Raw genomic sequence first — 21,635 nt, forward strand, 5'->3', positions numbered from 1 at the left:
CGCCCGTAAACGATAACGCCGGCCGGCAGTGATCTGTTTAACCTTAGCATCATCCGTTCCTAGGATCCCGCTCCCTGCCGATAGGCACGGCTTTTCACTTTTTCAGCCGCTGTTTTCCCGGCGATGAAAGCATGGTCGGAATTATAATACTCCCATTCACTGTAGCGCCCTGACAGCACGATATCGTGAAGCAATAGCCACTGACGCACCGTGGCAATATTCTGTTCACGGGCATGATCGTAAATCACGTAGGCATAAGGAATGTCAATTTGGTTAGCCGTGATAACAGTATCCTCCGCGCTAAACATCCCCACGGCAATACACTCGGCGATGCACCTGTCGATAAGCTGTTTTCCTTCTGCGGGGAGCGGTTTAAGCGGTGAATAGCTTATTTCGCAGGTCAATCCGCACCCGCCGGGAGGGTTGCATAAGGGGCTGGCGTTGCCCTGGACGAAAATCCGATGAAAAACGGTATTGCCGGCAAAATAAATCCAATGTTTATCGGTCAAATTGGCGCGACCGATACCCAGGTTAACGCAGCGGACCGACACATGGCGTAACCCGGCCGCCGCAGCCCTGACGTCTACAGGAACCTCGTCTCCGATGATGCGTATCAATTCCGGCAGCGGCATGGTGCTGATCAACTGCTCATAACTGTATTGCCTGCCGTCGGCCAGGACGGCGATATGCTGGTGCGCCAGGATTTGCTTCACCTCGGCGCCGGTTTCAACCGTACCGCCGATATGCGGCAGGAAACCCGACATCAACGCCTGAAAGCCGCCACGCAGCGGATACCCGAAGCGGGCATTAGGTCCCATGGGCTTGGCTGTCCACCCCAGGGCGCCTTCAATGATTTGCGCCAGGTCAGGCAGCGGCACACGCCCGCCCAGCCAGGAGGTTTCCATATCCGCGAGCGGAACCGTCCATAATTTCTTATTGTAAGGAATGGCGAAATGCCTGGCGATGCCCGCACCCCAGGTCCGGTAGATAAACTGCTCAAAATCTTCTTTCCGTCCATGCCGGTCGGTGGCGCGGCCAAGAACAAAATCCGGTACCGCGCCATCGGCGCAGCAGTCCGTATGCGTGCCATGCTCCTCCACGCCATGGGTAACGCAGCGTTCTGTTAGCATCGGCGCGCCGGCGGCGCCGGGCGGTTCATAACGCGCCGCTATCGCCCCAAGGATACATTCCTTTATGATAGCGGCCGGCAGTCCATGCAACGCGCCCTGAAAAGGATAACGGGTGTAAATACCGTCGGTGTAAATCCATGCCTCACGCTCTTGCCAATGGATATTATCGCCCAACAGCATGTCATACATGGCGAGGACATAGGGATCATTGGAAAACATGATATGTCCTGCATAATCAAAGGTGAAGCCGCGATCTTCGACGGAGCGGCACCATCCGCCTACCGTCTTGTTGCGTTCAAGCAGCAGTGCGCCCGAACCATAATGATATGCAGCGCTCAGCCCCGTCGGCCCCGCGCCGAGGATAAGACAGCGGACGGGCGATGCGCTTGCCGGGTGGGGCGGCGTCAGCCGTAAAGCCGGCTTTACAGGCGATCCTTGCTCCGCCTGCGCGACAGGCGTGTCCGCTGTAGGACGAGATGGCGAAACGGTCAGCTCATTTTCTATTAACTCATGCATCGCCTGCGCTGTTTTGTCCCAGGAGGTCGCATCAACAATGGCTTTCATTTGCTGCTGTTGCCTTGCCCGGGATGCCGGCGGTATCGCCAGCGCGTCTTCACAAGCGCGAATAAAGCCTGCGTGATCCTGTCCAATAGCGACGACATGACCATAAGGTTCCTCAACATCGGTAATGGCGCTGCTCACCACCGGCAATAACGCCGCCATATATTCAAGCACCTTGGTCGGGCTGATAAAACGCGTTGATGCGTTCAGGGCAAAAGGCATTAAGCAGACATCCCACCCGGCAAGAAACTGGGGCAATGCCTGATAAGGCTGCATGCCAAAGTAATGAATATTGGGCCGCTGGGGAAGGAAAGCAGGATCTATTTTGACTACCGGCCCAACCATTATCAACTGCCATTGCGGATGCGCGTCCGCCAGGGCCGCAAGCAAAGCCAGATCCATGCGTTCATCAATCACGCCGAAATACCCCAGCCGCGGATGGGGCAGGTGATCCTGGAGCGGATGATGATTTGTCCTGTCCCGGGCTTGTTCAAAATGAATGGTATCCACGCTGCTGGCAAAACAGTGCACATTAGGGTGTCGCCCCGCCTTGGCGGCATATAAACTGGGCCCGCCGGTAAAAACGATATCGGCACGCGCCAGCAAGGCGGATTCGCGTTGCATAAGTTGTCTGGGCGCTTTTTCAAATGCAGACAGCTCATCCATGCAATCATAAATAACCAGCGCAGGAGTAAAGACAGCCAGTAACGGCAACGCCATAGGCGTATAAAACCAGACGATGGGCATCTCGTTTTCTGGCATTAACTCAGCAAGAAGCTGTTGAATATAGGGAATCTGGCTATCATGGAAACCTGCGGCCTGTATAGGCGTATGCGGCTGGACAACAGTGATATTCGGCGCCGGGGTCGTTATATTCAGGCCAGGTTCCAGCAGAGAGAAAATAGGTTCTTCTATAAAAAAGATTCGATAATGTTGCGCCAGGCGCGTCATGAGATGCTGAGGGCGCTGAAAAACGAAATTCCACCGCAGATGGCTAAAAACGTATATATTTTTCATAATATAAGTATTTTCTCCGGCGCTTGCTAATACGCCTAATTGTCTTTGGAAAAGCGCCAGCATATGCTGGGCTCGCAGGAGAGCAGAGGCATAAACAGCATCCAGTATCCGAGCCAGCGGGTCCGGCCCCTCACGGTCGAGGTCCCATAATCCGCTATGGTGCCAGACGTTTTTATTTTCCCAGTCAGGTCGGTCGATAATGGGATAAAGACAAATGCCCAGCAGCTCGACTCCCGCTATTTGCGCCTGGGCGATATCGGCGGCAATCTGGCCTATCCAGGCTCCGCGTCCGCTGCCCACGTGACTGGTTTCCGCCAGGAGTAGGGGTCGTTTGTAGCGATGGTAGAGCTCTTGTAACATATCGTGCAGGGGACGGCGCCGCGGGTCGCCCAAATGCCAGAAGAGCCGTTGGTTATTTTCGCTTTCCCATTGGTTATCATGATAATAATTGGCTCCAATGATATCCAGATAGCGCGGCGCGCCGCCCAGTTCAGGCGCGCTAACGCCTGACAGCATGTCCCAGGATTCAAACTGGGCGGCTTGCCAATCAGCGGCCTGCCGCATCCCCTCAGGCCGGCTATCCGAAGCCACGGTAAAAATAATCGGGTCACAATGTAGAATCCGCGCCCGCGGATCCGCTGCCCAAATAGCATCACATGCGGCAAGACATGCCCGAACCAATTGGCGTTTACTTGATTTTCCTATCTCCACCCCGGGCGGCGCTGAACATGAAAATAACCCCACCGAAATTCCCCAACTGGTAAAAGAGATTTCATTTATCGGCGAATAGACGGGGGCATGGGAATAATAGGGCCGTAGAAACGCGGCCACGGCGCCGCATAAACGGGCGAAGCGGGAAACAAAGTCTGGCGAAAACACATCAATATCTTCCGGCCAACCGTAATGGCATATCGTCCAGCATAGTTGCATGCCTGATTTATTTGCCGCCGCCATCCGGACCGCCAGGGAAGAAAAATCATAACCCTCCTTACTTTCAACCAGGCGCCAGCCGACACTTTCTCGAACCGTGGTGATATTAAATGCCTTTAACGCGTTATAATCCTGCAGAACGCGTTCTATATGCCCGGTTGCCTCGTTTAATGCAAGTATTTCACCCAGCCGGTTACGATGATCCGCAGCTTCAAATCCCGCCTGCCAAAAACTGCTGAAAATAGTCATGCCGCCGCCTCTAGATTTTAAAACTTTATCTCTTTGTTAATCGGCCGTGGAAATTATGCGTTCTAACTAATATTCAGGCATGGGGCATGAAGACCCCGCTGACTTGCCGGATAACAAAATTCAAATAATTGATATTTTTTATTTAAAACAGAAATACAGACGCCGAATGCCTGTCACTAACAAAGCATATCCATGAATAACGCGTCTCGCGGCAAAATGGCGGGAGAGACTTAAACAAAGCTTACCTTTCTTTTACCATACTATAGAACATGGCGAAATTTTCGCTAACCCGTCATGTATTATTTTTTACAATTATTATCTAGCTATCTGTTTTTAATAAAAATTAAATATTACCGCTGCGCTTAAATAAGATTAACACCTTAGAAGATATAACTATTTATCTTAAGTGGCGTTAAACAGTACCAGAGTATTGTTCGCGATAGTGCATTGCGATAGTGCATTATAGATGCACCGCGGTGGATTATATTAATTTTTACAGCAGCTTATCGATGCCGTTAAGGATAAGGCATTATCCGCTGAATACCGCCATGATCAGCGTTTTCGCAGATCCCCCTGGCGATGACCCCAGTCGCCTGACGCTGCGCAGGCGCAAAGCGGTGGCCGGTTATTGCCTTAGTAACGCCAGTTACGCCACCGTGGAATCGTCAGCAGAACCCGCCATCCGGCCAGGGACAAGCCTGGGCTATCGCCCACATTTCTTTTGCCCGTTTCCAGCCGCGGTTCTGACTGCCGGTATGCTCGCCTGGACAAGGCCTTTTCAGCGTAGCGGCCATGCCGCCGACCCGGGATGGGCTTTGCAATATTCCAATAGTCCGAAAGCTGGCCTGCGATTATGTCTATTAGCAAAACTTAACTACGCTTATTCTTGTCGATAATTAAAGGAGGGAAAGTTATGTCTGAGATCACAAAAACCAATAATGATACCATCGGTGATGTTGCCGACAAGGCAAAGAACAAAGCAGAACAATTCGCTGGGGCTGCCCAGAAAAAATTCGGCGAGGCCGTAGATTCCCCCGAACAAGAAGCTAAAGGCGCCGCCAGGCAGGCCACGGCGAAAGTCTCCGAAGCATTAAACGATGCGGCTGCCGGTGTTAGGGAACATGTCCGTGAAAACCCGCTGGTGGGACTTGCCGCCATCGGCACCATCGGACTGCTGCTCGGCTTTATCCTGGGCCGCAGCAAATAAGATCATGGGGCGTGTCCAGCGCCCCTTTCCTTCCTGGATTCACCCACACTGCCCGTGACGATCGTTGCCGGGCCCGCTCCAAGCAGCCTTGGTAATCATTACCGCTGTTTCTCCGCCGGCAATGCCCTGTCGCGTCGATGCGTTGGTGCGCGGACATCCCTGAAAATGCCATTCACGGCGCCTGTAATCTATTCGTCAAGGAACCAATAACCCTGATTAACCAGCGCGGTTAACGCCGTAACGAAAGCCGGGTTGTCCAGCGCCTTGCCCAGCGCTTCCTTACCGATAAGGGTGTGGCGGCACAGGGCGTCGGCGCCTGCGGGATCGGCCGTTTCCAGCCGTTCGCTGTTGACGAAAAAGCTCTCGCCGACCTGCAGGACCCGCAAGCCGCCCAAGCGCGTCAGAACCTTGCCCGCCATAAGGGCGCCGACAATCTCATCTTCCTTGTAGAGCGGCTGTGCGGGCGCGATATCCAGCTCGTGGCGCGGGGTCGTCGCGAAGCGGCCAAACCACTGGGCAAAATCTTCCGGCTGATTGATCATCTCGATCATCATCGCGCGCAGACGGTCCAATTCAGCATTTTCGACACGGCCCGGATGTTCCCGGCACGTTAAATCAGGATCGCTGTAGTGCTCGCCGCCCAGATCGTTTTCCAGCGCATAGTCGGCGAAGCTGCTGATTAAATCCCTGCCGTTTGGTCCGCGAAAGCCTACGGAATAGTTAAGGGCGGTTTCGTGAGTGAAACCGTCGTGCGGAAAACCGGGCGGAATGTATAAAATATCGCCGGGCGCAAGGTCTTCATCAATGATGGGCATAAACGGCTCGACGTGCAGCAGCGCCGGATGCGGGCAAAACTGCTTCAGGGGCAGTTTAGCGCCGACACGCCAGCGGCGGCGTCCCATCCCCTGGATGATAAAGACATCGTACTGATCGATATGCGGTCCGACGCCGCCGCCCGGCACGGAAAAAGAAATCATCAGGTCGTCTAAACGCCAGTCCGGCAGCACGCGAAACGGACGCACCAGCTCGGCAGACGGGGCATGCCAGTGGTTAACGGCTTGGGCCAAAAGCGACCAACCGGTTTCTCCCAGATTATCAAAATGCTCGAACGGCCCATTGCTGGCCTGCCACTGGCCATTTGCATGGCTGACCAGCCGGCTGTCAACCTCTGCCTCCATCGCCAGGCCGGCCAATTCGTCCGGCGTAATGGGATCGACAAAATCCGGGAAGGCGTTTTTTAATATAACGGGTTGTTTTTGCCAATATTTCTCTAAAAACTCGGGCCAATTGAGATTAAGTTGATAAGCCATGCTTGCACGCCAATAAGAAAACAAACGGGCCTGATTATAAAGGGCCGCACGCGGGTGCCGCCTTGTCATGGGTCAACCTGGGCGTTCAGCAAAGCAAAATAACCGCCGCCGTCAAAAGATGTCCTGCGCGTTTTCCCACGCTAGTAATGCGTGACGCCATCTGGAGTAATTGACTGATATTTTACCATATTTATTCAAGACATCAGTGAGGTAAAGCTGAACGACTGACGCTTGCAGGCCCGGAGGAGGATGCCGGGCCTGCGACAATAGGTGCAGTGATTGAGAACCCCGTTGATAAGCGCGCTATGGTACAGCCTCATCGTCCCTGATAGCGCCGGGGTCCCAGGCAATAATGATTAAGACTGAGCGCCGGTTTATCCGCGCCCGACAAAGGGCATATTGCTGGCCATTACCGTCATAGTGAGAATATTTGCAGATAAAGGTAAAGCCGCCATGTGGCGCACCGCGTCAGCAATATATTTAACGTCGACCATCGGTTCCGCCGCCGTGCGTCCATCCGCTTGCAAAACGCCTCTGGTCATCCGTTCCGACAACGTGGTCAACGCGTTGCCGATATCAATCTGGCCGCAAACGATATTAAACGCGCGCCCGTCCAGAGCAATGCTTTTCGTCAAACCCGAGACGGCATGTTTACTGGCAGTATAGGGCGCGGTGAAGGGCCGGGGAGTATGTGCGGAGATCGAACCGTTGTTGATGATACGTCCGCCCTGGGGCGTTTGTTTCCTCATTAAACCGAAGGCCGCGCGGGCGCAAAGAAATACACCGGTGACATTGGTATTGATGGCATTGAGCCATTTGTCCAAGGGCAATTCATCCATTGGAACGGCGGGCGCATTGACGCCCGCGTTATTAAACAACACATCAAGGCGGCCATACCGTGCCGCGATTTGGGCAAATAACGCTTCCACGCTTTCAGGGTCGCGAACATCTGCGGTTATGGCAATCGCCTGCTGTCCCGCCGCCTTTGCCGCATCCTGGACTTCAAGCAGGGGCTCAATGCGCCGCCCGGTGAGAACAACGGTAAATCCGTCCTGGAGCAATCCCAAAGCAACGGCTCGGCCTATACCGCTACCGGCGCCCGTGACGAGCGCTATCCTGGCGTTTTCTACTTGCTGTATTGACTCGGACATACCTATCTCCTGTAAATTGCATTACCTGAATTATACCAACATGCTCAAGTGGATTTTGAAAACCGCTTTTAGTATGGATGTATCATTACCGCTACGGCCTCGAGTCCGATGGATATCATCAGGAAAAAAAATACCAAACTCCCCCGGCCCTATGGTTAAAACATCTTGCCGAGTGTTGAGATCGTAATAAATCATATCGCTACCTGGCGTTTTGTCTTCTGTTATCTTTACGCCATCATCCACGCGAGAAAAGCCAATCTTTTCCTCCCCAGACAACAAATACTGAAAGTCAACATATTCCACATGGGATTCCGGTTTACATTCACTCAGGTCAATGGTGTCGTACGATTGCATAAAAAAGAAGAGCTTATCAGGAATTATGATGTGTTTACCCACCATAAGACCGGCTAAATCATTGTTGCGTATATAATCTATTATTGTATTGAACACCGGATGAAATGCGCTTTGTTCTTTATTCCAGTCGGCCAGTTTACTGAATATCATTGCGTATCCCTTCAGAATGAATCATGACGTCGTCATCAACCGGCAGTAAGTATAAACAATCCGTAAGACATAACAGATGTTATTACACCCACAACCCTCGTTTGTGCCATAGCGTTAAACCACTGCCAAGCAAATGCAACATTACATTTACACTAAGACGTTTTTTGCTGCGGCATCCCATATAAATCGCACCTAAAACGGAAGATCGTCAGAAAAAACCTCCGCAGGAGATTATTCCCTCTGCCGGGTATTTACCGTGCACTTTTTTTGCCAATGTTACTGCGATAATGCTGAAGTATATTAAGTATAAATCAAATTGCTGGCCCAACGGTTATGCAAATGCACATTTTTAAAAATTGATCAGCGCGACAATCTAGGCAATTGACCGCTTATCAGTGACCGATATCACGAAAACAAACCCATTGCGACTCTCTATTACACTTTGAGCGAAACAGCCCGCCGCGGGTTGACTGTTAAAATCCGTTAACGTCGCGCAGGCACCCTCATTGGCCCCGCGCAGACTTTATCATTGCGCTTGAGCAAGGCATCAGCACTATTTCTTTTTAACCAGGGTAACGCGATACGGTTATAACAAAATGAGACGGTAAACACATGGACACAAGTAAACCATAAATCAATTAACATTTATATGTGATGACTATCATATAATTGATATAAATTTTCAAAATATCATTTATTTTAAAAATGATGCGACATATTACGCATATTTTTCCAATATAACGTAAATTCAAATTTATTGTTCAAATTTGGGATTTGCATCAAATTATCTTGGCTTATGTACCAATTTTATAATTTATCTTTGAGCTTTTGCCCAATGCTGTTGTTTACATATCTTTGCATAGTGACTGCAATTAAATAATGAAAAGATAATATGGATGCTGATCGATTATAAACAACGGCTGTTTCTGGTATCAAAATGTCGATGTTACCCATCCGTATGTTAATTGCTTGGGGTGTTATTAGTCACATTGCCTGCAAATGTTAATTTATATCATCATGGGATGAGGATAATTCGCTGCGCCGGATTAGCCGTCACGTTATGTCGCTTTAAACTTTAAACGGGATATGTTATGGACACTAAAAAAATAGAAGTAATGGTTATTTCGCCTCTTCCCCCGGTTATGCTGGACGAACTGGCAGAGACATTTACCATACATAATTATTGGTTGACGGAAGACAAAGAAGAATTATTAAGCCAAACCGCCACGCGGATACGCGGGGTGGTGACCCGATCCCATCTTGGAATAAATAGAAGAATTATCAATGCCTTGCCTCAGCTGGAGATGGTGTCGATTTTTGGCGTTGGCCTGGATGCCGTCGATCTGGATGCGGCGCGTGCCCGTAATCTGGTGGTGACGAATACACCTAAGGTCCTCAGTGAATGTGTGGCGGATACCGGTTTGGCGCTGATGTTAAGCGTCTCTCGCCGTATTTGCGAGGCCGATCGTTTTTCCCGTTCTAAATCCTGGTTAAATGGACAATTTCCTTCCGCCTCACGGATGCACGGCAAAATATGCGGGATTGCGGGCCTGGGCAATGTCGGGCAGGCGGTAGCAACCAGGGCGCAGGGTTTTGGCATGCCAATACATTTTTATGACCCCTATTCCAAAGAACAAAACTTCAAACGTTTCGATACCCTGGTGGCGCTGGCGGAATCCTGTGATTTTTTAGTATTGACCCTACCGGGTGGTGCTGAAACTTTCCATGCGATAAACAAAGAGGTATTACAAGCCTTGGGTAAATCCGGGATCTTGGTAAATATCGCCCGCGGCACTGTTGTCGACACTGCGGCATTGATCGAGGCATTAAATAATAAGGACATCTTGGGTGCGGGGCTAGACGTATTTGAAGACGAGCCCGTTATCCCGCGTGAGCTGTTCCAATTTGACAACGTTGTCCTTACCCCCCACCTGGCAAGCAACACCGTTGAGACCCGTACTGATATGGCAAACTTAGCGGTGCGTAATATCAGAAGCTATTTCGAAGAAGGGCAGGCTATTACGCCGGTAAAATAATTCATCTCCATGGTGACTGTTATTTTCGCCTAAAGCTTCTCATGTCTATTTGCTTTTATATTATTCATTTTTTATGAAGGGATATTTTTGCACATAGATATACTTACAAGGAACTCTCTATGAGCGCTGTCATGCTTGAAAAAATGCCTGACCATTCTGCCCTTAAGAAAAAATGGGCCAGGATCGGCATTTGCGTTTTGTTTGGCGCCATCATTTGGAATATTCCCATCCCGATTGGGTTTACGCCTCAAAATTGGCATTTATTTGCAATATTTTTTTCCACCGCTTTCGGTTTTATGCTGCAGCCCCTGACGTTGGGGGTTATTACCATTGCATCCCTGGTTGTCGCGGCGATGTTTGGCGTTTTGGATGTCAAAGGGGTGCTGGTCGGCTACAGTGCCGATGTGGTGTGGCTTATCGTCGCTGCGTTTCTCTTTTCACGCGGCTTGATTAAAACCGGCCTGGGCAACCGGATTGCTTATGCCTTGTTGCAGCGCTTTGGCAGCAGTTCCCTTAAGCTTGGCTATACCCTGGCATTCAGCGATGTCCTGATAAGCTTTTGCGTTCCCTCGGCGACCGCGCGCTGTGGGGGCATCATGTTTCCCATTGTCCGAAGCGTAGCGGAGGTCAGCGGCTCTAAACCCGGCAGCTCCGCCAGGAAACTGGGGGCGTACCTCGTGCAGACGGTGGTACAAGTCGACAGCGTTGCCGCCTGCCTGACCCTAACGGGGCAAGCCGGCAATCTGTTAATGGTGGCGTTTGCTTCCAAAATCGCGGGCATAGAAATTTCCTGGAGCATATGGGCAATGGCGGCGTTTGTGCCGGCGCTGTTTTGTCTGTTGATCATGCCGTATTTGCTGCACAAGATTTACCCACCTGAATCGAACCAGACTCCGGAAACCAAACAGATTGCCAAATCGTCGCTTCAGGCCATGGGCAAAATGTCTTTTAAAGAAATTTTACTTTGCATAATCCTGGTATTGACCATTATCGGTTGGGGCACCAGCGGAATGACTAAAATCTCCGCGACCGTTATTGCCCTGGCCGGCGTCTGTCTTATGTTGCTGGCGGAAGTCATCGACTGGAAGGACGTGATCAATGAAAGTGGCGCTTGGGACACGCTGGTGTGGTTGGGCGGTATGTACGGCTTGGCGGAAAATTTATCAAAATCAGGTTTCTTTAAGGTATTTGCGGATTGGGTACAGGTCAGCTTATCGGGTATGCCGGTTCTGCCCGTATTGATCATACTGGTCAGCATCTATGTTTTTTCTGCGTATTTCTTTGCGGGGGGGATCCCGCATATTCTCGTCATGTATCCAGCATTTATAACCGTAGGCATTGCTGTGGGCGCACCGCCGATGCTGGTATGCTTATTATTAGCCTTTTGCTCTTCTTTATATCAGGCCATTACGCATTATTCGTCTGGCCCGGCGGCAATATTTTTTGCTGGAGGATATATAGGACAAAGGGAGTGGTGGAAGTTAGGTTTTATCGTGACCTTATTTAATGTGTTGGTATGGTCAATACTGGGCGCTTTCTGGTGGAAGATCATCGGACTTTGGTAACATGGCAATATTGAGCATCAGGCCCAGCCGTCATGCTGGGCTTTTTTTATCGGTAATTATCCACGGAGTTGCATGAGGCAGGGTTCTGAATCCCGCTGCCTCACCTTGACTTTTTTACGCGGGTTAGAAACTTTGCCAGCCTTCTTCCATCTCCGCTGTCTTTTTCTTCGTTGTCAGTCCATAAGGTGACGATTTCGCCACTCCTGTCGGGCTTAGCGCGGAGGGGGATTTTCCCGTTGACGGTGATTCGATAACAAACGTGGCTACCAGCTGATTGAGGACGGTGGCCTGCTCCATTAGCGAGTGCGAGGCGGCCGAGGCTTCCTGTACGAGTGCCGCATTCTGCTGCGTCACGTCGTCCATCTGGTTAACCGCCTGGTGGACCTGGCCAATACCCAGCATCTGCTCTTTAGCGGCGGCCGCGATTTCATTCACCAGGTCTGCGACCTGACTGATTGCGTCCTTCATACCGGCCATATTCTGCCCGACTTCTTCCGCCTGACCCGCCCCTTTCTCCACGAAACTCATGGAAGACTCAATCAGCACTTTGATCTCACGGGCTGAAGACGATGAGCGCTGTGCCAGACTACGGACTTCACCGGCAACGACTGCAAATCCGCGCCCCTGTTCCCCGGCCCGCGCCGCTTCAACTGCGGCATTCAGCGCCAGAATATTGGTCTGGAAAGCAATACCTTCAATAAGCGAGATGATATCGGTAATTTTTGCAGAACTGTTCCTGATATCGGACATTGTGCCCAGCATGGTGCTGACCTTAGCTGAGCTGTCTTCCGAGAGCCGGCGGGCATTCTGTGAAAGCTGGCTTGCCATACCGGTATTTTCGGCAGTCTGCCGTACCGTTTCACTCAACTCTGACATGCTGGCCGCCGTCTGCTCCAGGGAGGCAGCCTGCTCTTCGGTACGGGACGAAAGGTTCTCGTTGCCTGCCGATATCTGCGTCGAGGCCGTAGTGACGGATTGGGAGGACGCGCTCACGGACAACAGCGAGGCGGCAACATTTTCCACCAGGGCATTGAATGCTTTTGCCGTCAGGCCAATTTCGTCTTTACGTGAATCATCCGCCCGCAGGGTCAGGTCCAAGCGGGAACTGGCATTCTCCATGGTGGAACGCATGGCGTTAAGGTTTCTGCGGATACCGGTTATCGTCTTCACACTGAATAAGCCGAGGATAAGGATCACCAGTGCCGACCCGCCAATCATGCCCCGTAACGTCAACTGATAGATTTGGGTATTCTGATTTTTGAGCGTTTCACCGACGTCTACGTTCAACTGCAACTGCTTCATGTAGCCGGCGATGAGGCCGCGGGCGGCTTCACCTACACCGGCGTCGCCCTGGAGCTCACCGAGGGAGACCGCGTTATTCTGCTCACGGGAGCCTTTCAGGAAGGCCGGCAGTTTGTTCTGGATATCTTGTATGCTGGCCAGGCCAGCCTCCGTCATTTGCCGGTCGCTGTCGTTGGAAATTTCGTTATCCAGATAGAACTGATTGAGAGACTTCAGATTACTTACCAGCTCGCTGAGTTTTTTCTCAACTTTGGCTTGTCTGGCCGGGTCGGTTACGCTCTGATGCCGGTACATCCAGATAATCAGCTGGTTGCTGCCATCCACCATTTTGCTTAAGTCGATAATGGAAGGAACAGTATTGCTCTGGACATACTGAAAACGTGCCTGAAATCCTGTTACTACCAGAACGGCCACAATCACCAGGGCAATAAGTGAGGCTGACAGCAGAGAAAAGACCAAGAACAGACGCTGTGTAATTGTCATATTTATTTTCACCTGAGATGTGCCGGATAGAAGGGCTGCATGTCGTAAACCATTCAGCAGCCCTTAACTATCGGCGTCAGACAGAAAATAGTTAATTAAACTTGCCATTATCCCGAGATTGACCCAAGACCGATTTTTTCTCCCGTTAAAAGCAGAATTCCGGCAGGCTAAACCCTCCCCGAAGAAGAGGTAATGATTGAAGACGGGCACAGACATTCTAATCAATCCAGCCAGATACGGCCCCTGGACTGTCAGCGTCATAGATAGCATTGAGCGTAGGCTTTAACATTTGACATTGCCCGCATAAAAAAGCCCACCAGATGGCGGGCGAAAACGAAATGGGGCAATTAAATAATGACAGGGTGAGAATAGGTGAGGAAGGTGACGGCTGGATGACAGGCATGAAATAGCCCGCGCGAGGGCCGGTTTCAGCCTGCTTCAGGGCAAAAGCAATGTGCTCTTCGGTACAGCGGATCTTTTTCATGTCTGGATTGTTTTTTTTAAAGAAAAGGGGGACAGAAAATTCCCGTTTAGCCTGGTCCTGATTACTGCGGGGAAGATCAGTCTGGTAGATAATGGGAGATAAGAAACGGGCTACACTGCTTAGTATACGGGCTGTTAATTTATTTCGGTAGACTTGGGAAAAGTTTGAAATGGTGCCGATAATAGGAGTCGAACCTACGACCTTCGCATTACGAATGCGCTGCTCTACCAACTGAGCTATATCGGCATGATGAAGCTGTGTCATGCGGGATGAATCTCGGTGGGACACGTTATGCAAAAGCGGTGAAAGAGTCAATAGGCGGGCGCGCGTATGCCGATAAAAACAGCAAATAGCCGTTTAAGATCAACCCGCGCCTACATTATCGCCACTTATCCTGCCATACCGCGCCGCGTCATCGCTGACAGGATGCTCTATAGTAAGTACTAACTATTATTTTCCCATAAGTCTGATGGACTCTGTCAGCGCTGCCCGGAGGAATCAATGCAACTGCAAGGCATCCATCATGCCGCACTGGCGGTGAGCGATATGGATCTTATGCTGGCATATTATCGCGACGCGCTCGGCATGCGGCCTCACCCCATTAAACGTAACTGGCTGAACGCCGGCCGGGGCTTTTGCCTGCACCTGATGCCGTCGAACGGCACGCTGGCGCCACGCGATCCATCTCGGCATATCGCCTTCCAGGTGGGTGACCTTAACCGCTGCGCCGGCTTTCTGCTTGCACAAGGACTCCAGCCATACCAGATGTCCGTCACGATGGAAGTGTATTATCTCACCGACGGCGCCGGCCAGCTGGATAACGGTATCGGCACGCTTTTCCTGGATGACCCGGAGGGCAATACCCTGGAGTTTATAGAACGGGGCCGGGGAATATTCAGCGCGTATGATGATGGGTTGGAATAAAAGAACGGACGCGATGGCGTTGCCAAAAAACAGGCCCGGCCGCCTGCGCATCGTCAGGCGCCGCCGAGAATAGTTGCGGCGCCTGACGGTAATGATAGAAGTAAGCGCCTGCTATCACGATAAGCGTCTTAACGCACTAGGGGCCTGGCCGGTATCCGCGCCACAGGAGCGATTGCCGCCACCGGCGCCCGTCCCCGTCCGGTCCTGGCGGGCGCTAAGGCCATCAACACCTGAGCGCTGTCACGCCCGGCTGAGATTATCCCCATACCCAACCCATTTATAGGTAGTTAGCGCTTCCAAACCCATCGGGCCGCGCGCATGAAGCTTTTGGGTGCTTACCGCCACTTCCGCGCCCAGGCCGAACTGGCCGCCGTCGGTGAAGCGAGTGCTCGCATTGACATATACCGCCGACGAATCCACCTCGCGCACAAAGCGTTCCGCGTTAGCCAGCGACTGGGTGAGAATGGCATCCGAATGCTGGGTGCCGTATCTGCGGATATGATCGACCGCCTCGTCAAAGCCTTTCACCACCTTGACGTTCAAATCCAGAGACAGCCATTCATCCTGATAATTGGCCTCCTCCACCGGCACGCAGGCCGCCGGACCGTCGGCCAGGAACGGCCGCGCGCCGTGGTCGGCATGCAGCGTCACGCCTAGGCTGTGCATATGCCTGCTTAAACGGCTCAGGAAGGCCGGCGCGACAGCCTCGTGCACCAGCAGAGTCTCCAGGGAGTTGCAGGCGCTGGGACGCTGGATTTTGGCGTTCTCGATAACCTTGAGCGCCGGCTCAATATCGACGGTCTCATCGGCATAGATATGACATACGCCGATACCGCCGGTAATCACCGGGATCGTGGAATTTTCGCGACATAACTTATGCAGCCCCGCCCCGCCGCGCGGGATCAGCATATCCACGTAGCGATCGAGCCTCAGCAGTTCGTTCACCAGGGCGCGATCGGGATTATCGATGGCCTGTACCGCGCCAGGCGGCAACTGGCAGTCCACCAGCGCCTGCTGAATAGCCTTGACGGTGGCGGCATTGGTGCGGTGGGTCTCTTTGCCGCCGCGCAGGATCACCGCGTTGCCGGTTTTCAGGCATAAAGCCGCCACGTCCACCGTGACGTTGGGGCGCGCTTCATAAATCACAGCCACCACGCCCAAAGGTACGCGGCGTCGTTCCAGCTTCAGGCCGTTGTCCAGTTGGCGGCCGTCGATCACCTGGCCGACCGGATCCGTCAGGCGGCAAACCTGGCGCACGTCGGCGGCGATGGCGGATAAACGCGCCGGGGTAAGCAGCAGACGGTCCTGCAAGGCATCGCTCAGGCCGTTTTGCCGCGCGTCGGCCATATCCAGCGCATTGGCCGCCAGGATATCCCCGCTTTGCGCTTCCAGGCGATCGGCGATGGCCAGCAGGGCCCGGTCTTTGTCGGCGCTGCTCAGCACGGCCAGTTGCCAGGATGCCGCTTTGGCGTCTTTGCCCATTTGCTCAAGCATAGCTACTCCTTAATAAATAATCATATCGTCGCGATGGATGGCGACCGGCCCGTACTCGTAGCCGAGGATGGCGCTGATGTCCTGCGAATGGCGGCCGGCGATCATGCGCAGCGCGTCGCTGTTGTAACGGCTGACGCCATGGGCCAGATCCTGGCCGTCAAGACCGCGGATACGCACCACCACGCCACGGGAGAAATCGCCGTCCACCGAGCGGATGCCCTTGGGCAATAACGAGCTGCCCCGCTCGCGGATCGCCGCCAGCGCGCCGTTATCGACGGTGATATCCCCTGCCGGCGGCGGCCCGAACAGCCAGCGCTTGCGCGTTTCCAGCGGCATTTGCTGCGCATGGAAACGGGTGCCCACCGGCCGATCCGCCATCATATCGCCAATCACGCCCGGCTTGCTGCCGGCGGCGATGACCACATCGACGCCGGCCCGGCTGGCGACGTCCGCCGCCTGGATTTTGGTCGCCATGCCGCCGGTGCCCAGGCCCGAGACGCTGTCGCCGGCAATGGCGCGCAGGGCGTCGTTAATGGCCGTGACCTCGGTGATAAGCGTAGCGTCGGGGTTGGTGCGCGGGTCGGCGGTATACAGCCCGGCCTGGTCGGTCAGCAGCAGCAGTTTATCGGCGTCGGCCAGAATGGCCACCAGCGCCGAGAGATTATCGTTATCGCCCACCTTTATTTCAGCGGTGGCCACCGCGTCGTTTTCATTGATAACCGGCACGATGCGGTTATCCAGCAGCGCGCGCAGCGTGTCGCGGGCGTTGAGGAAACGCTCGCGATCTTCCATATCCGCGCGGGTGAGCAGCATCTGGCCGATATGGATGCCGTAAATGGAAAACAGCTGTTCCCAGAGCTGGATCAGGCTGCTTTGGCCGACGGCGGCCAACAGCTGTTTTGACGCAATGGTCGCGGGCAATTCCGGATAGCCCAGGTGCTCGCGACCGGCGGCAATGGCGCCGGAAGTGACAATCACAATCCTGTGGCCGGCGGCGTGCAACTGCGCGCACTGGCGCACCAGCTCGACGATATGGGCGCGGTTAAGCCGGCGCGATCCGCCGGTCAAAACGCTGGTGCCCAACTTCACAACCAATGTCTGGCTGCCATCCATAACATATCTACCGTAATAAAGTTAAAAAGGCGTGCCTGGTCTTTATAAAAAGAAAAAGCGTTATGCCCGCCAGCATAACGCGAAATAAGATAAAAAGCAGGTGCGTGATGGCGTTAGTCTTTCAGGACAAAGGGCTCTTCTTTGAAGTTATCCGCCGGTTCCAGCGTCATCTCAAGCGACAGGATATAAGCGCGCAGGCGGGTATGAAAAGCGCGCAGCGAACTTTCCAGCTTATCGATTACCGCCGGATCGCTGATTTTTTCCTCATTCCAGCGACCCGCTTTATCGAACATGCCCAGATGATAGGCATAGGTATAACGGTTCTCTTCAGCTTCCAGATCGATCCACCATCCCCAGAATTCACGTTTTTCCGGCGAGGGCTGCATATTGATGCATACCGCCAGGCAATCAAAGAAAAAATGATTGTCGCTGCACTGCCCTTCGCGGATATAGGGGCCGAGCGCGGTAAATCCTTTCATCAACCTGCTTTTCGGATGTCCACTTACTAACGCCATGCTGATAACCTCAAATGCCTCAAAATGAATACTGACTTCTTTATGTAGCAAATCTATAGGATTAAGCAAACTTACTTAGTCACATTTTGCCAGCCAGTCGCGGATTTCGAGCAGCGCCCGATGAAAATTCTGATACACCGGCGCCGATTTTATGCGAAATAAGGTGCCGGACAACGATGACGACGCGATAAGCGCGGCCTCTTCCTTCGGGCTAAAGGGATCGTTATCCCAAAAGCCGGACAGCATCGGCGTTGGGCAGCGCCTGCCCAGCAGTCCCTGGATCTTGAGCGAATAACGGCTCAGCTCGATTTTCAGCGCCGCATCCGAGGCGTTGGCCATGCCCATGCGGCTGGCCAGCACGTCCATATACATATCCGGCGCCTGATCCTGGCGCGCCGGATCGGTAAGCAGCGCGTGCACCACCGGTCCGAGGCAGGCGACGCCGCGCAGGCGCCGGGACTCCAGATACGCCAGCCGGACGGCGATATTGGCGCCGAAACGAAACCCGAAAGCCATGACGCGCCTGGGGTCGACCCACGGAATATCCGCCAGGCCTTTTAACACCTGCTGGTGGAGAAAGCTGGAATCCTGGTTCAGGGTCCATTTCGACGAAAAACCGATGGACGGCATATCAATGGTCAACATTGCCAGGCCCGCCGGGGCAAAATAGTCATGGAACAGGCGGTAGGTGTCGTTTTGCAGCATATCCAGGCCACCGCACACCAGTACGGTGGGAAACGGGCCTTTTCCCTGCGCCGGCAAATGCAAAAATCCCGTCACGCTGCCGCCGCCGGCAACGGGGAAGGTCAGCGCTTTCAGCTCATAGCTGAGCCGGGAGGCGGCTTCCTCCCAGGCGCGGTTGGCCAGGGTTTGCGCCTGTTCCGCCAACAGGTCGCCGCACAAATGGGGATACGCGGCCACGCTGTAGAAATTGGCCGCCTGCAGCCAATGCCGCCCGGCAAGCGCGGCATCCGGCTCATCCATGCCGCGCTGTTGCCACGCCATGCCCTGATGGGACCACTCATAAATCCAGTTGCCGGGCCGGTAGCCGATCACGGTATCCAGCAGGCGATCGTCGGTCCTTTCGCTTTTGCTGGCGGCGATACGGGCCAGCACCTCTTCAATCTCCCAGGGATCGATACCGCGCCAAATCCACAGCAGGCGGTTGATCATGCGATACCAATTACCGGGGTTGGTGCCCTCGAGGGCGGCGAGGATGGCGGCTTGCCTGCCGATATGGCGCGGCCGGGTGACCAGTGTCGAGGTTTCCTGTTGCTTGAACGTGGGTTTAAACAGTACTTCGCTCAGATTGGTGCCGCTCATTGAGCTATTGCCTCCATCAGCCAAAATCTATGAATGAGGGGTTATATTAGCAAGATTGCTCATTGCGCGACAAATAAACCAACGCCCGGCATGGTGCCGGGCGTGCGGTCGGGAATCATCCCCGGATTAACGGCCGTGAAGCCAACCCGGGGCGAGGGTGCGACGGACTATTTCCCCGCTGTTTATTTACCGACTAACGGGGGAATAAACACCACGCCCATATCCCATGGCTGTTCGATCCAGGTGTCCTGAGGAATATCGACCATATAGTCATCCACCAGCGGCCGGCCGGCGGGCTTAGCGAAAATCGTCACGAAATGGGCTTTGGGGTACATATCGCGGATGGCTTTGGCGGTGCCGCCGGTATCCACCAGGTCGTCAATGACGATAAAGCCTTCGCCGTCGCCCTCGGCGCGTTTAAGCACCTTGAGTTCGCGCTGGTTGTTATGGTCATAGCTGGAGATGCAAACGGTGTCCACGTGGCGGATATTCAGCTCGCGCGCCAGCAGCGATCCCGGGACCAGGCCGCCGCGGCTGACCGCGATAATGCCCTTCCACTGTTCTGCGGGGAGTAGCCGTTGGGCCAGTTTCCGCGCCTGAATTTGCAACATGTCCCAGGTTACGACGTATTTTTCGCTCATAAATGCTGTCCCAGCCGGATTGGGTCGGCTTAAAAGTACAGGGAAAAAAGGTTGCGCGAGATTATAAAGACGCCACCGCCGAAATACCAGCGCTACCTCCCTTTTTAACCGCGGTTTCCCACCCGGGCAAAGTAAAGTGGTATTCTTTATTTCTCTTTGGTAACCATCCGACCGTCTGCGGGCTGTTTATTAATGACCAGACCGGGTCTTACGTTGTAACAGGAGTTTTTATCGTGTCTGAACTGACTCAACTTTCACCTCAGCCGTTATGGCAGATATTCGCCAAGATCTGCTCGATTCCCCATCCCTCTTATCATGAAGAAGCGCTGGCTACCCATATCCTGCGCTGGGCGCAGGAAAAAGGCTTGCATGGGGAGCGCGACGCGGTCGGCAATGTCCTGCTGCGCAAGCCCGCCACGCCGGGGTATGAGAAACGCCAGCCGGTGGTGCTGCAGGCGCATCTGGATATGGTGCCGCAGAAAAACAGCGATACCATCCATGATTTTACCACCGATCCCATCCAGCCTTATGTCGACGGCGACTGGGTCAAGGCGCGCGGCACCACACTCGGCGCCGATAACGGTATCGGCATGGCCTCCGCGCTGGCGGTGCTGGCCGACGACAGTGTGCAGCACGGCCCGCTGGAAGTGTTGCTGACCATGACCGAGGAAACCGGCATGGCGGGCGCCTTTGGTTTACAGCCGGGCTGGCTGCAGGCCGAGATCCTGATCAATACCGATTCCGAGGAAGAAGGCGAAATCTATATGGGCTGCGCCGGCGGGGTTGATTTTAAAACCGTCCTGCCCCTTGAGCGCGAGGCGGTGCCGGCCGGCTACCAGATCCTCAAGCTGACCGTTAAAGGACTGAAAGGCGGCCATTCCGGCGGCGATATCCACCTGGGACTGGGCAACGCCAATAAACTGCTGGCCCGTTTCCTGTCCCGGCACGCGCAAAAGCTGGATATCCGCCTGCTGGATCTTAACGGCGGCACGCTGCGTAACGCCATTCCGCGCGAGGCCTTTGCCACCCTCGCCCTGCCGCAGGAAAACGCCGAGAGCCTGAACGCCCTGGCGCAGGAATACCTTGCGGTCATCAAGGCCGAACTGGCGGCGGTTGAAAAGAAACTGGCGATTGAGATTGAGCCGGCGACGTCGGACGCGCAGGCGCTGACCAAAGCCTGCGGCGATCGGTTTATCGCCCTGCTTAACGCCACGCCCAACGGCGTGATCCGCATGAGCGACGACGTCAAAGGCGTGGTGGAAACCTCGCTGAACGTCGGCGTGGTCTCGATGGCGACGGATCAAGCGATGATTCGCTGCCTGATCCGCTCGCTTATCGACAGCGGCAAGGAAGAGGTGGTGGGCACGCTCACCGCCCTGGGCCAGTTGGCCGGCGCCGAAACAGCCGCCAAGGGCAGCTACCCGGGCTGGAAACCGGACGCCAATTCGCCGGTGATGCATCTGGTGCGCGAGACCTACCAGAAGCTGTTTAACAAAACCCCCAATATCCAGGTGATCCACGCCGGTCTTGAATGCGGTCTGTTTAAAAAACCCTATCCGCGCATGGATATGGTGTCCATCGGGCCGACCATTACAGGACCGCACTCCCCGGATGAACAGGTGCATATTAAAAGCGTCGGCCAATACTGGATATTGCTTACCGCGCTGCTGAAAGCCATTCCTGAAAAGCACTAAAG

At 53.8% G+C, this 21,635-nt stretch carries 16 protein-coding genes and 1 tRNA gene; 5 read left to right on the forward strand and 12 right to left on the reverse strand.

Going from position 1 to position 21,635, the window contains the following annotated elements; genetic code table 11:
- Positions 1-59: 59 nt before the first annotated feature.
- Positions 60-3,887 (reverse strand): NAD(P)-binding protein, encoded by a 3,828-nt coding sequence (locus ACL2XG_RS10480; RefSeq protein ID WP_413722209.1) that lies wholly within the window; start codon positions 3,885-3,887, stop codon positions 60-62.
- A 913-nt stretch (positions 3,888-4,800) separates the two neighbouring features.
- Between ACL2XG_RS10480 and ACL2XG_RS10485 the strand changes: the two genes are divergently transcribed.
- Complete coding sequence (locus ACL2XG_RS10485) at positions 4,801-5,094, forward strand: CsbD family protein (protein ID WP_410016270.1); 294 nt, start codon at positions 4,801-4,803, stop codon at positions 5,092-5,094.
- 188 nt (positions 5,095-5,282) lie between these two features.
- On the opposite strand, the gene ACL2XG_RS10490 is transcribed toward ACL2XG_RS10485, so the two are convergent.
- The 3 genes from ACL2XG_RS10490 to ACL2XG_RS10500 all read right to left on the reverse strand — a co-directional run bounded on the left by ACL2XG_RS10490 (position 5,283) and on the right by ACL2XG_RS10500 (position 8,059).
- Positions 5,283-6,404, reverse strand: a complete 1,122-nt coding sequence (locus ACL2XG_RS10490) for a JmjC domain-containing protein (RefSeq protein ID WP_413722208.1) — start codon at positions 6,402-6,404, stop codon at positions 5,283-5,285.
- Between the two features lie 374 nt (positions 6,405-6,778).
- Entirely contained in the window at positions 6,779-7,555 is a 777-nt protein-coding gene (locus tag ACL2XG_RS10495; protein ID WP_413722207.1) for an SDR family oxidoreductase, read from the reverse strand.
- A gap of 30 nt (positions 7,556-7,585) precedes the next feature.
- The gene (locus ACL2XG_RS10500; protein WP_413722206.1) at positions 7,586-8,059 is read right to left on the reverse strand and encodes a YhcH/YjgK/YiaL family protein; all 474 of its coding nucleotides are present in this window, start codon (positions 8,057-8,059) and stop codon (positions 7,586-7,588) included.
- 1,091 nt (positions 8,060-9,150) lie between these two features.
- On the opposite strand from ACL2XG_RS10500, the gene ACL2XG_RS10505 reads away from it, so the two are divergent.
- Together ACL2XG_RS10505 and ACL2XG_RS10510 are read left to right on the forward strand one after the other, a co-directional pair.
- Positions 9,151-10,095, forward strand: a complete 945-nt coding sequence (locus tag ACL2XG_RS10505; RefSeq protein WP_413722205.1) for a 2-hydroxyacid dehydrogenase — start codon at positions 9,151-9,153, stop codon at positions 10,093-10,095.
- A gap of 119 nt (positions 10,096-10,214) precedes the next feature.
- A complete protein-coding gene (locus ACL2XG_RS10510) occupies positions 10,215-11,660 on the forward strand; it encodes a DASS family sodium-coupled anion symporter (protein ID WP_413722204.1) in 1,446 nt (481 codons plus the stop codon).
- A 123-nt stretch (positions 11,661-11,783) separates the two neighbouring features.
- On the opposite strand, the gene ACL2XG_RS10515 is transcribed toward ACL2XG_RS10510, so the two are convergent.
- The 3 genes from ACL2XG_RS10515 to ACL2XG_RS10525 form a co-directional block, all read right to left on the reverse strand.
- A complete protein-coding gene (locus ACL2XG_RS10515) occupies positions 11,784-13,445 on the reverse strand; it encodes a methyl-accepting chemotaxis protein (RefSeq protein WP_413722203.1) in 1,662 nt (553 codons plus the stop codon).
- 217 nt (positions 13,446-13,662) lie between these two features.
- Positions 13,663-13,929, reverse strand: a complete 267-nt coding sequence (locus ACL2XG_RS10520) for a hypothetical protein (protein ID WP_413722202.1) — start codon at positions 13,927-13,929, stop codon at positions 13,663-13,665.
- Positions 13,930-14,099: 170 nt separating this feature from the next.
- Positions 14,100-14,175 (reverse strand) — tRNA-Thr (locus ACL2XG_RS10525).
- 255 nt (positions 14,176-14,430) lie between these two features.
- Here ACL2XG_RS10525 and ACL2XG_RS10530 point away from each other — a divergent pair.
- Positions 14,431-14,853, forward strand: coding sequence for a VOC family protein (locus ACL2XG_RS10530; protein ID WP_413722201.1), 423 nt, complete (start codon positions 14,431-14,433; stop codon positions 14,851-14,853).
- A 240-nt stretch (positions 14,854-15,093) separates the two neighbouring features.
- On the opposite strand, the gene proA is transcribed toward ACL2XG_RS10530, so the two are convergent.
- The 5 genes from proA to gpt form a co-directional block, all read right to left on the reverse strand.
- On the reverse strand, positions 15,094-16,347 hold the full coding sequence (gene proA, locus ACL2XG_RS10535; protein WP_413722200.1) for a glutamate-5-semialdehyde dehydrogenase: 1,254 nt from the start codon (positions 16,345-16,347) through the stop codon (positions 15,094-15,096).
- A 9-nt stretch (positions 16,348-16,356) separates the two neighbouring features.
- Entirely contained in the window at positions 16,357-17,460 is a 1,104-nt protein-coding gene (proB, locus tag ACL2XG_RS10540) for a glutamate 5-kinase (RefSeq protein ID WP_410016280.1), read from the reverse strand.
- A 113-nt stretch (positions 17,461-17,573) separates the two neighbouring features.
- Positions 17,574-17,975 (reverse strand): sigma factor-binding protein Crl, encoded by a 402-nt coding sequence (crl, locus tag ACL2XG_RS10545; protein ID WP_410016281.1) that lies wholly within the window; start codon positions 17,973-17,975, stop codon positions 17,574-17,576.
- A gap of 75 nt (positions 17,976-18,050) precedes the next feature.
- Entirely contained in the window at positions 18,051-19,298 is a 1,248-nt protein-coding gene (gene frsA, locus ACL2XG_RS10550; protein ID WP_413722199.1) for an esterase FrsA, read from the reverse strand.
- A 182-nt stretch (positions 19,299-19,480) separates the two neighbouring features.
- Positions 19,481-19,939, reverse strand: a complete 459-nt coding sequence (gpt, locus tag ACL2XG_RS10555; RefSeq protein WP_162367625.1) for a xanthine phosphoribosyltransferase — start codon at positions 19,937-19,939, stop codon at positions 19,481-19,483.
- 233 nt (positions 19,940-20,172) lie between these two features.
- Here gpt and pepD point away from each other — a divergent pair, with 233 nt between their 5' ends.
- The gene (pepD, locus tag ACL2XG_RS10560) at positions 20,173-21,633 is read left to right on the forward strand and encodes a beta-Ala-His dipeptidase (protein ID WP_410016283.1); all 1,461 of its coding nucleotides are present in this window, start codon (positions 20,173-20,175) and stop codon (positions 21,631-21,633) included.
- The last annotated feature ends 2 nt before the right edge of the window (positions 21,634-21,635 follow it).

Origin of the sequence: Sodalis sp. RH24, from assembly GCF_047324145.1 — a bacterium.
GTDB lineage: Bacteria > Pseudomonadota > Gammaproteobacteria > Enterobacterales > Enterobacteriaceae > Acerihabitans.

Coding starts and splice junctions, on each gene's coding strand:
- ACL2XG_RS10480 (WP_413722209.1), bottom strand. CDS start 3,887: ATGACTATTTTCAGCAGTTTTTGGCAGGCGGGATTTGAAGCTGCGGAT.
- ACL2XG_RS10485 (WP_410016270.1), top strand. CDS start 4,801: ATGTCTGAGATCACAAAAACCAATAATGATACCATCGGTGATGTTGCC.
- ACL2XG_RS10490 (WP_413722208.1), bottom strand. CDS start 6,404: ATGGCTTATCAACTTAATCTCAATTGGCCCGAGTTTTTAGAGAAATAT.
- ACL2XG_RS10495 (WP_413722207.1), bottom strand. CDS start 7,555: ATGTCCGAGTCAATACAGCAAGTAGAAAACGCCAGGATAGCGCTCGTC.
- ACL2XG_RS10500 (WP_413722206.1), bottom strand. CDS start 8,059: ATGATATTCAGTAAACTGGCCGACTGGAATAAAGAACAAAGCGCATTT.
- ACL2XG_RS10505 (WP_413722205.1), top strand. CDS start 9,151: ATGGACACTAAAAAAATAGAAGTAATGGTTATTTCGCCTCTTCCCCCG.
- ACL2XG_RS10510 (WP_413722204.1), top strand. CDS start 10,215: ATGAGCGCTGTCATGCTTGAAAAAATGCCTGACCATTCTGCCCTTAAG.
- ACL2XG_RS10515 (WP_413722203.1), bottom strand. CDS start 13,445: ATGACAATTACACAGCGTCTGTTCTTGGTCTTTTCTCTGCTGTCAGCC.
- ACL2XG_RS10520 (WP_413722202.1), bottom strand. CDS start 13,929: ATGAAAAAGATCCGCTGTACCGAAGAGCACATTGCTTTTGCCCTGAAG.
- ACL2XG_RS10530 (WP_413722201.1), top strand. CDS start 14,431: ATGCAACTGCAAGGCATCCATCATGCCGCACTGGCGGTGAGCGATATG.
- proA (WP_413722200.1), bottom strand. CDS start 16,347: ATGCTTGAGCAAATGGGCAAAGACGCCAAAGCGGCATCCTGGCAACTG.
- proB (WP_410016280.1), bottom strand. CDS start 17,460: ATGGATGGCAGCCAGACATTGGTTGTGAAGTTGGGCACCAGCGTTTTG.
- crl (WP_410016281.1), bottom strand. CDS start 17,975: ATGGCGTTAGTAAGTGGACATCCGAAAAGCAGGTTGATGAAAGGATTT.
- frsA (WP_413722199.1), bottom strand. CDS start 19,298: ATGAGCGGCACCAATCTGAGCGAAGTACTGTTTAAACCCACGTTCAAG.
- gpt (WP_162367625.1), bottom strand. CDS start 19,939: ATGAGCGAAAAATACGTCGTAACCTGGGACATGTTGCAAATTCAGGCG.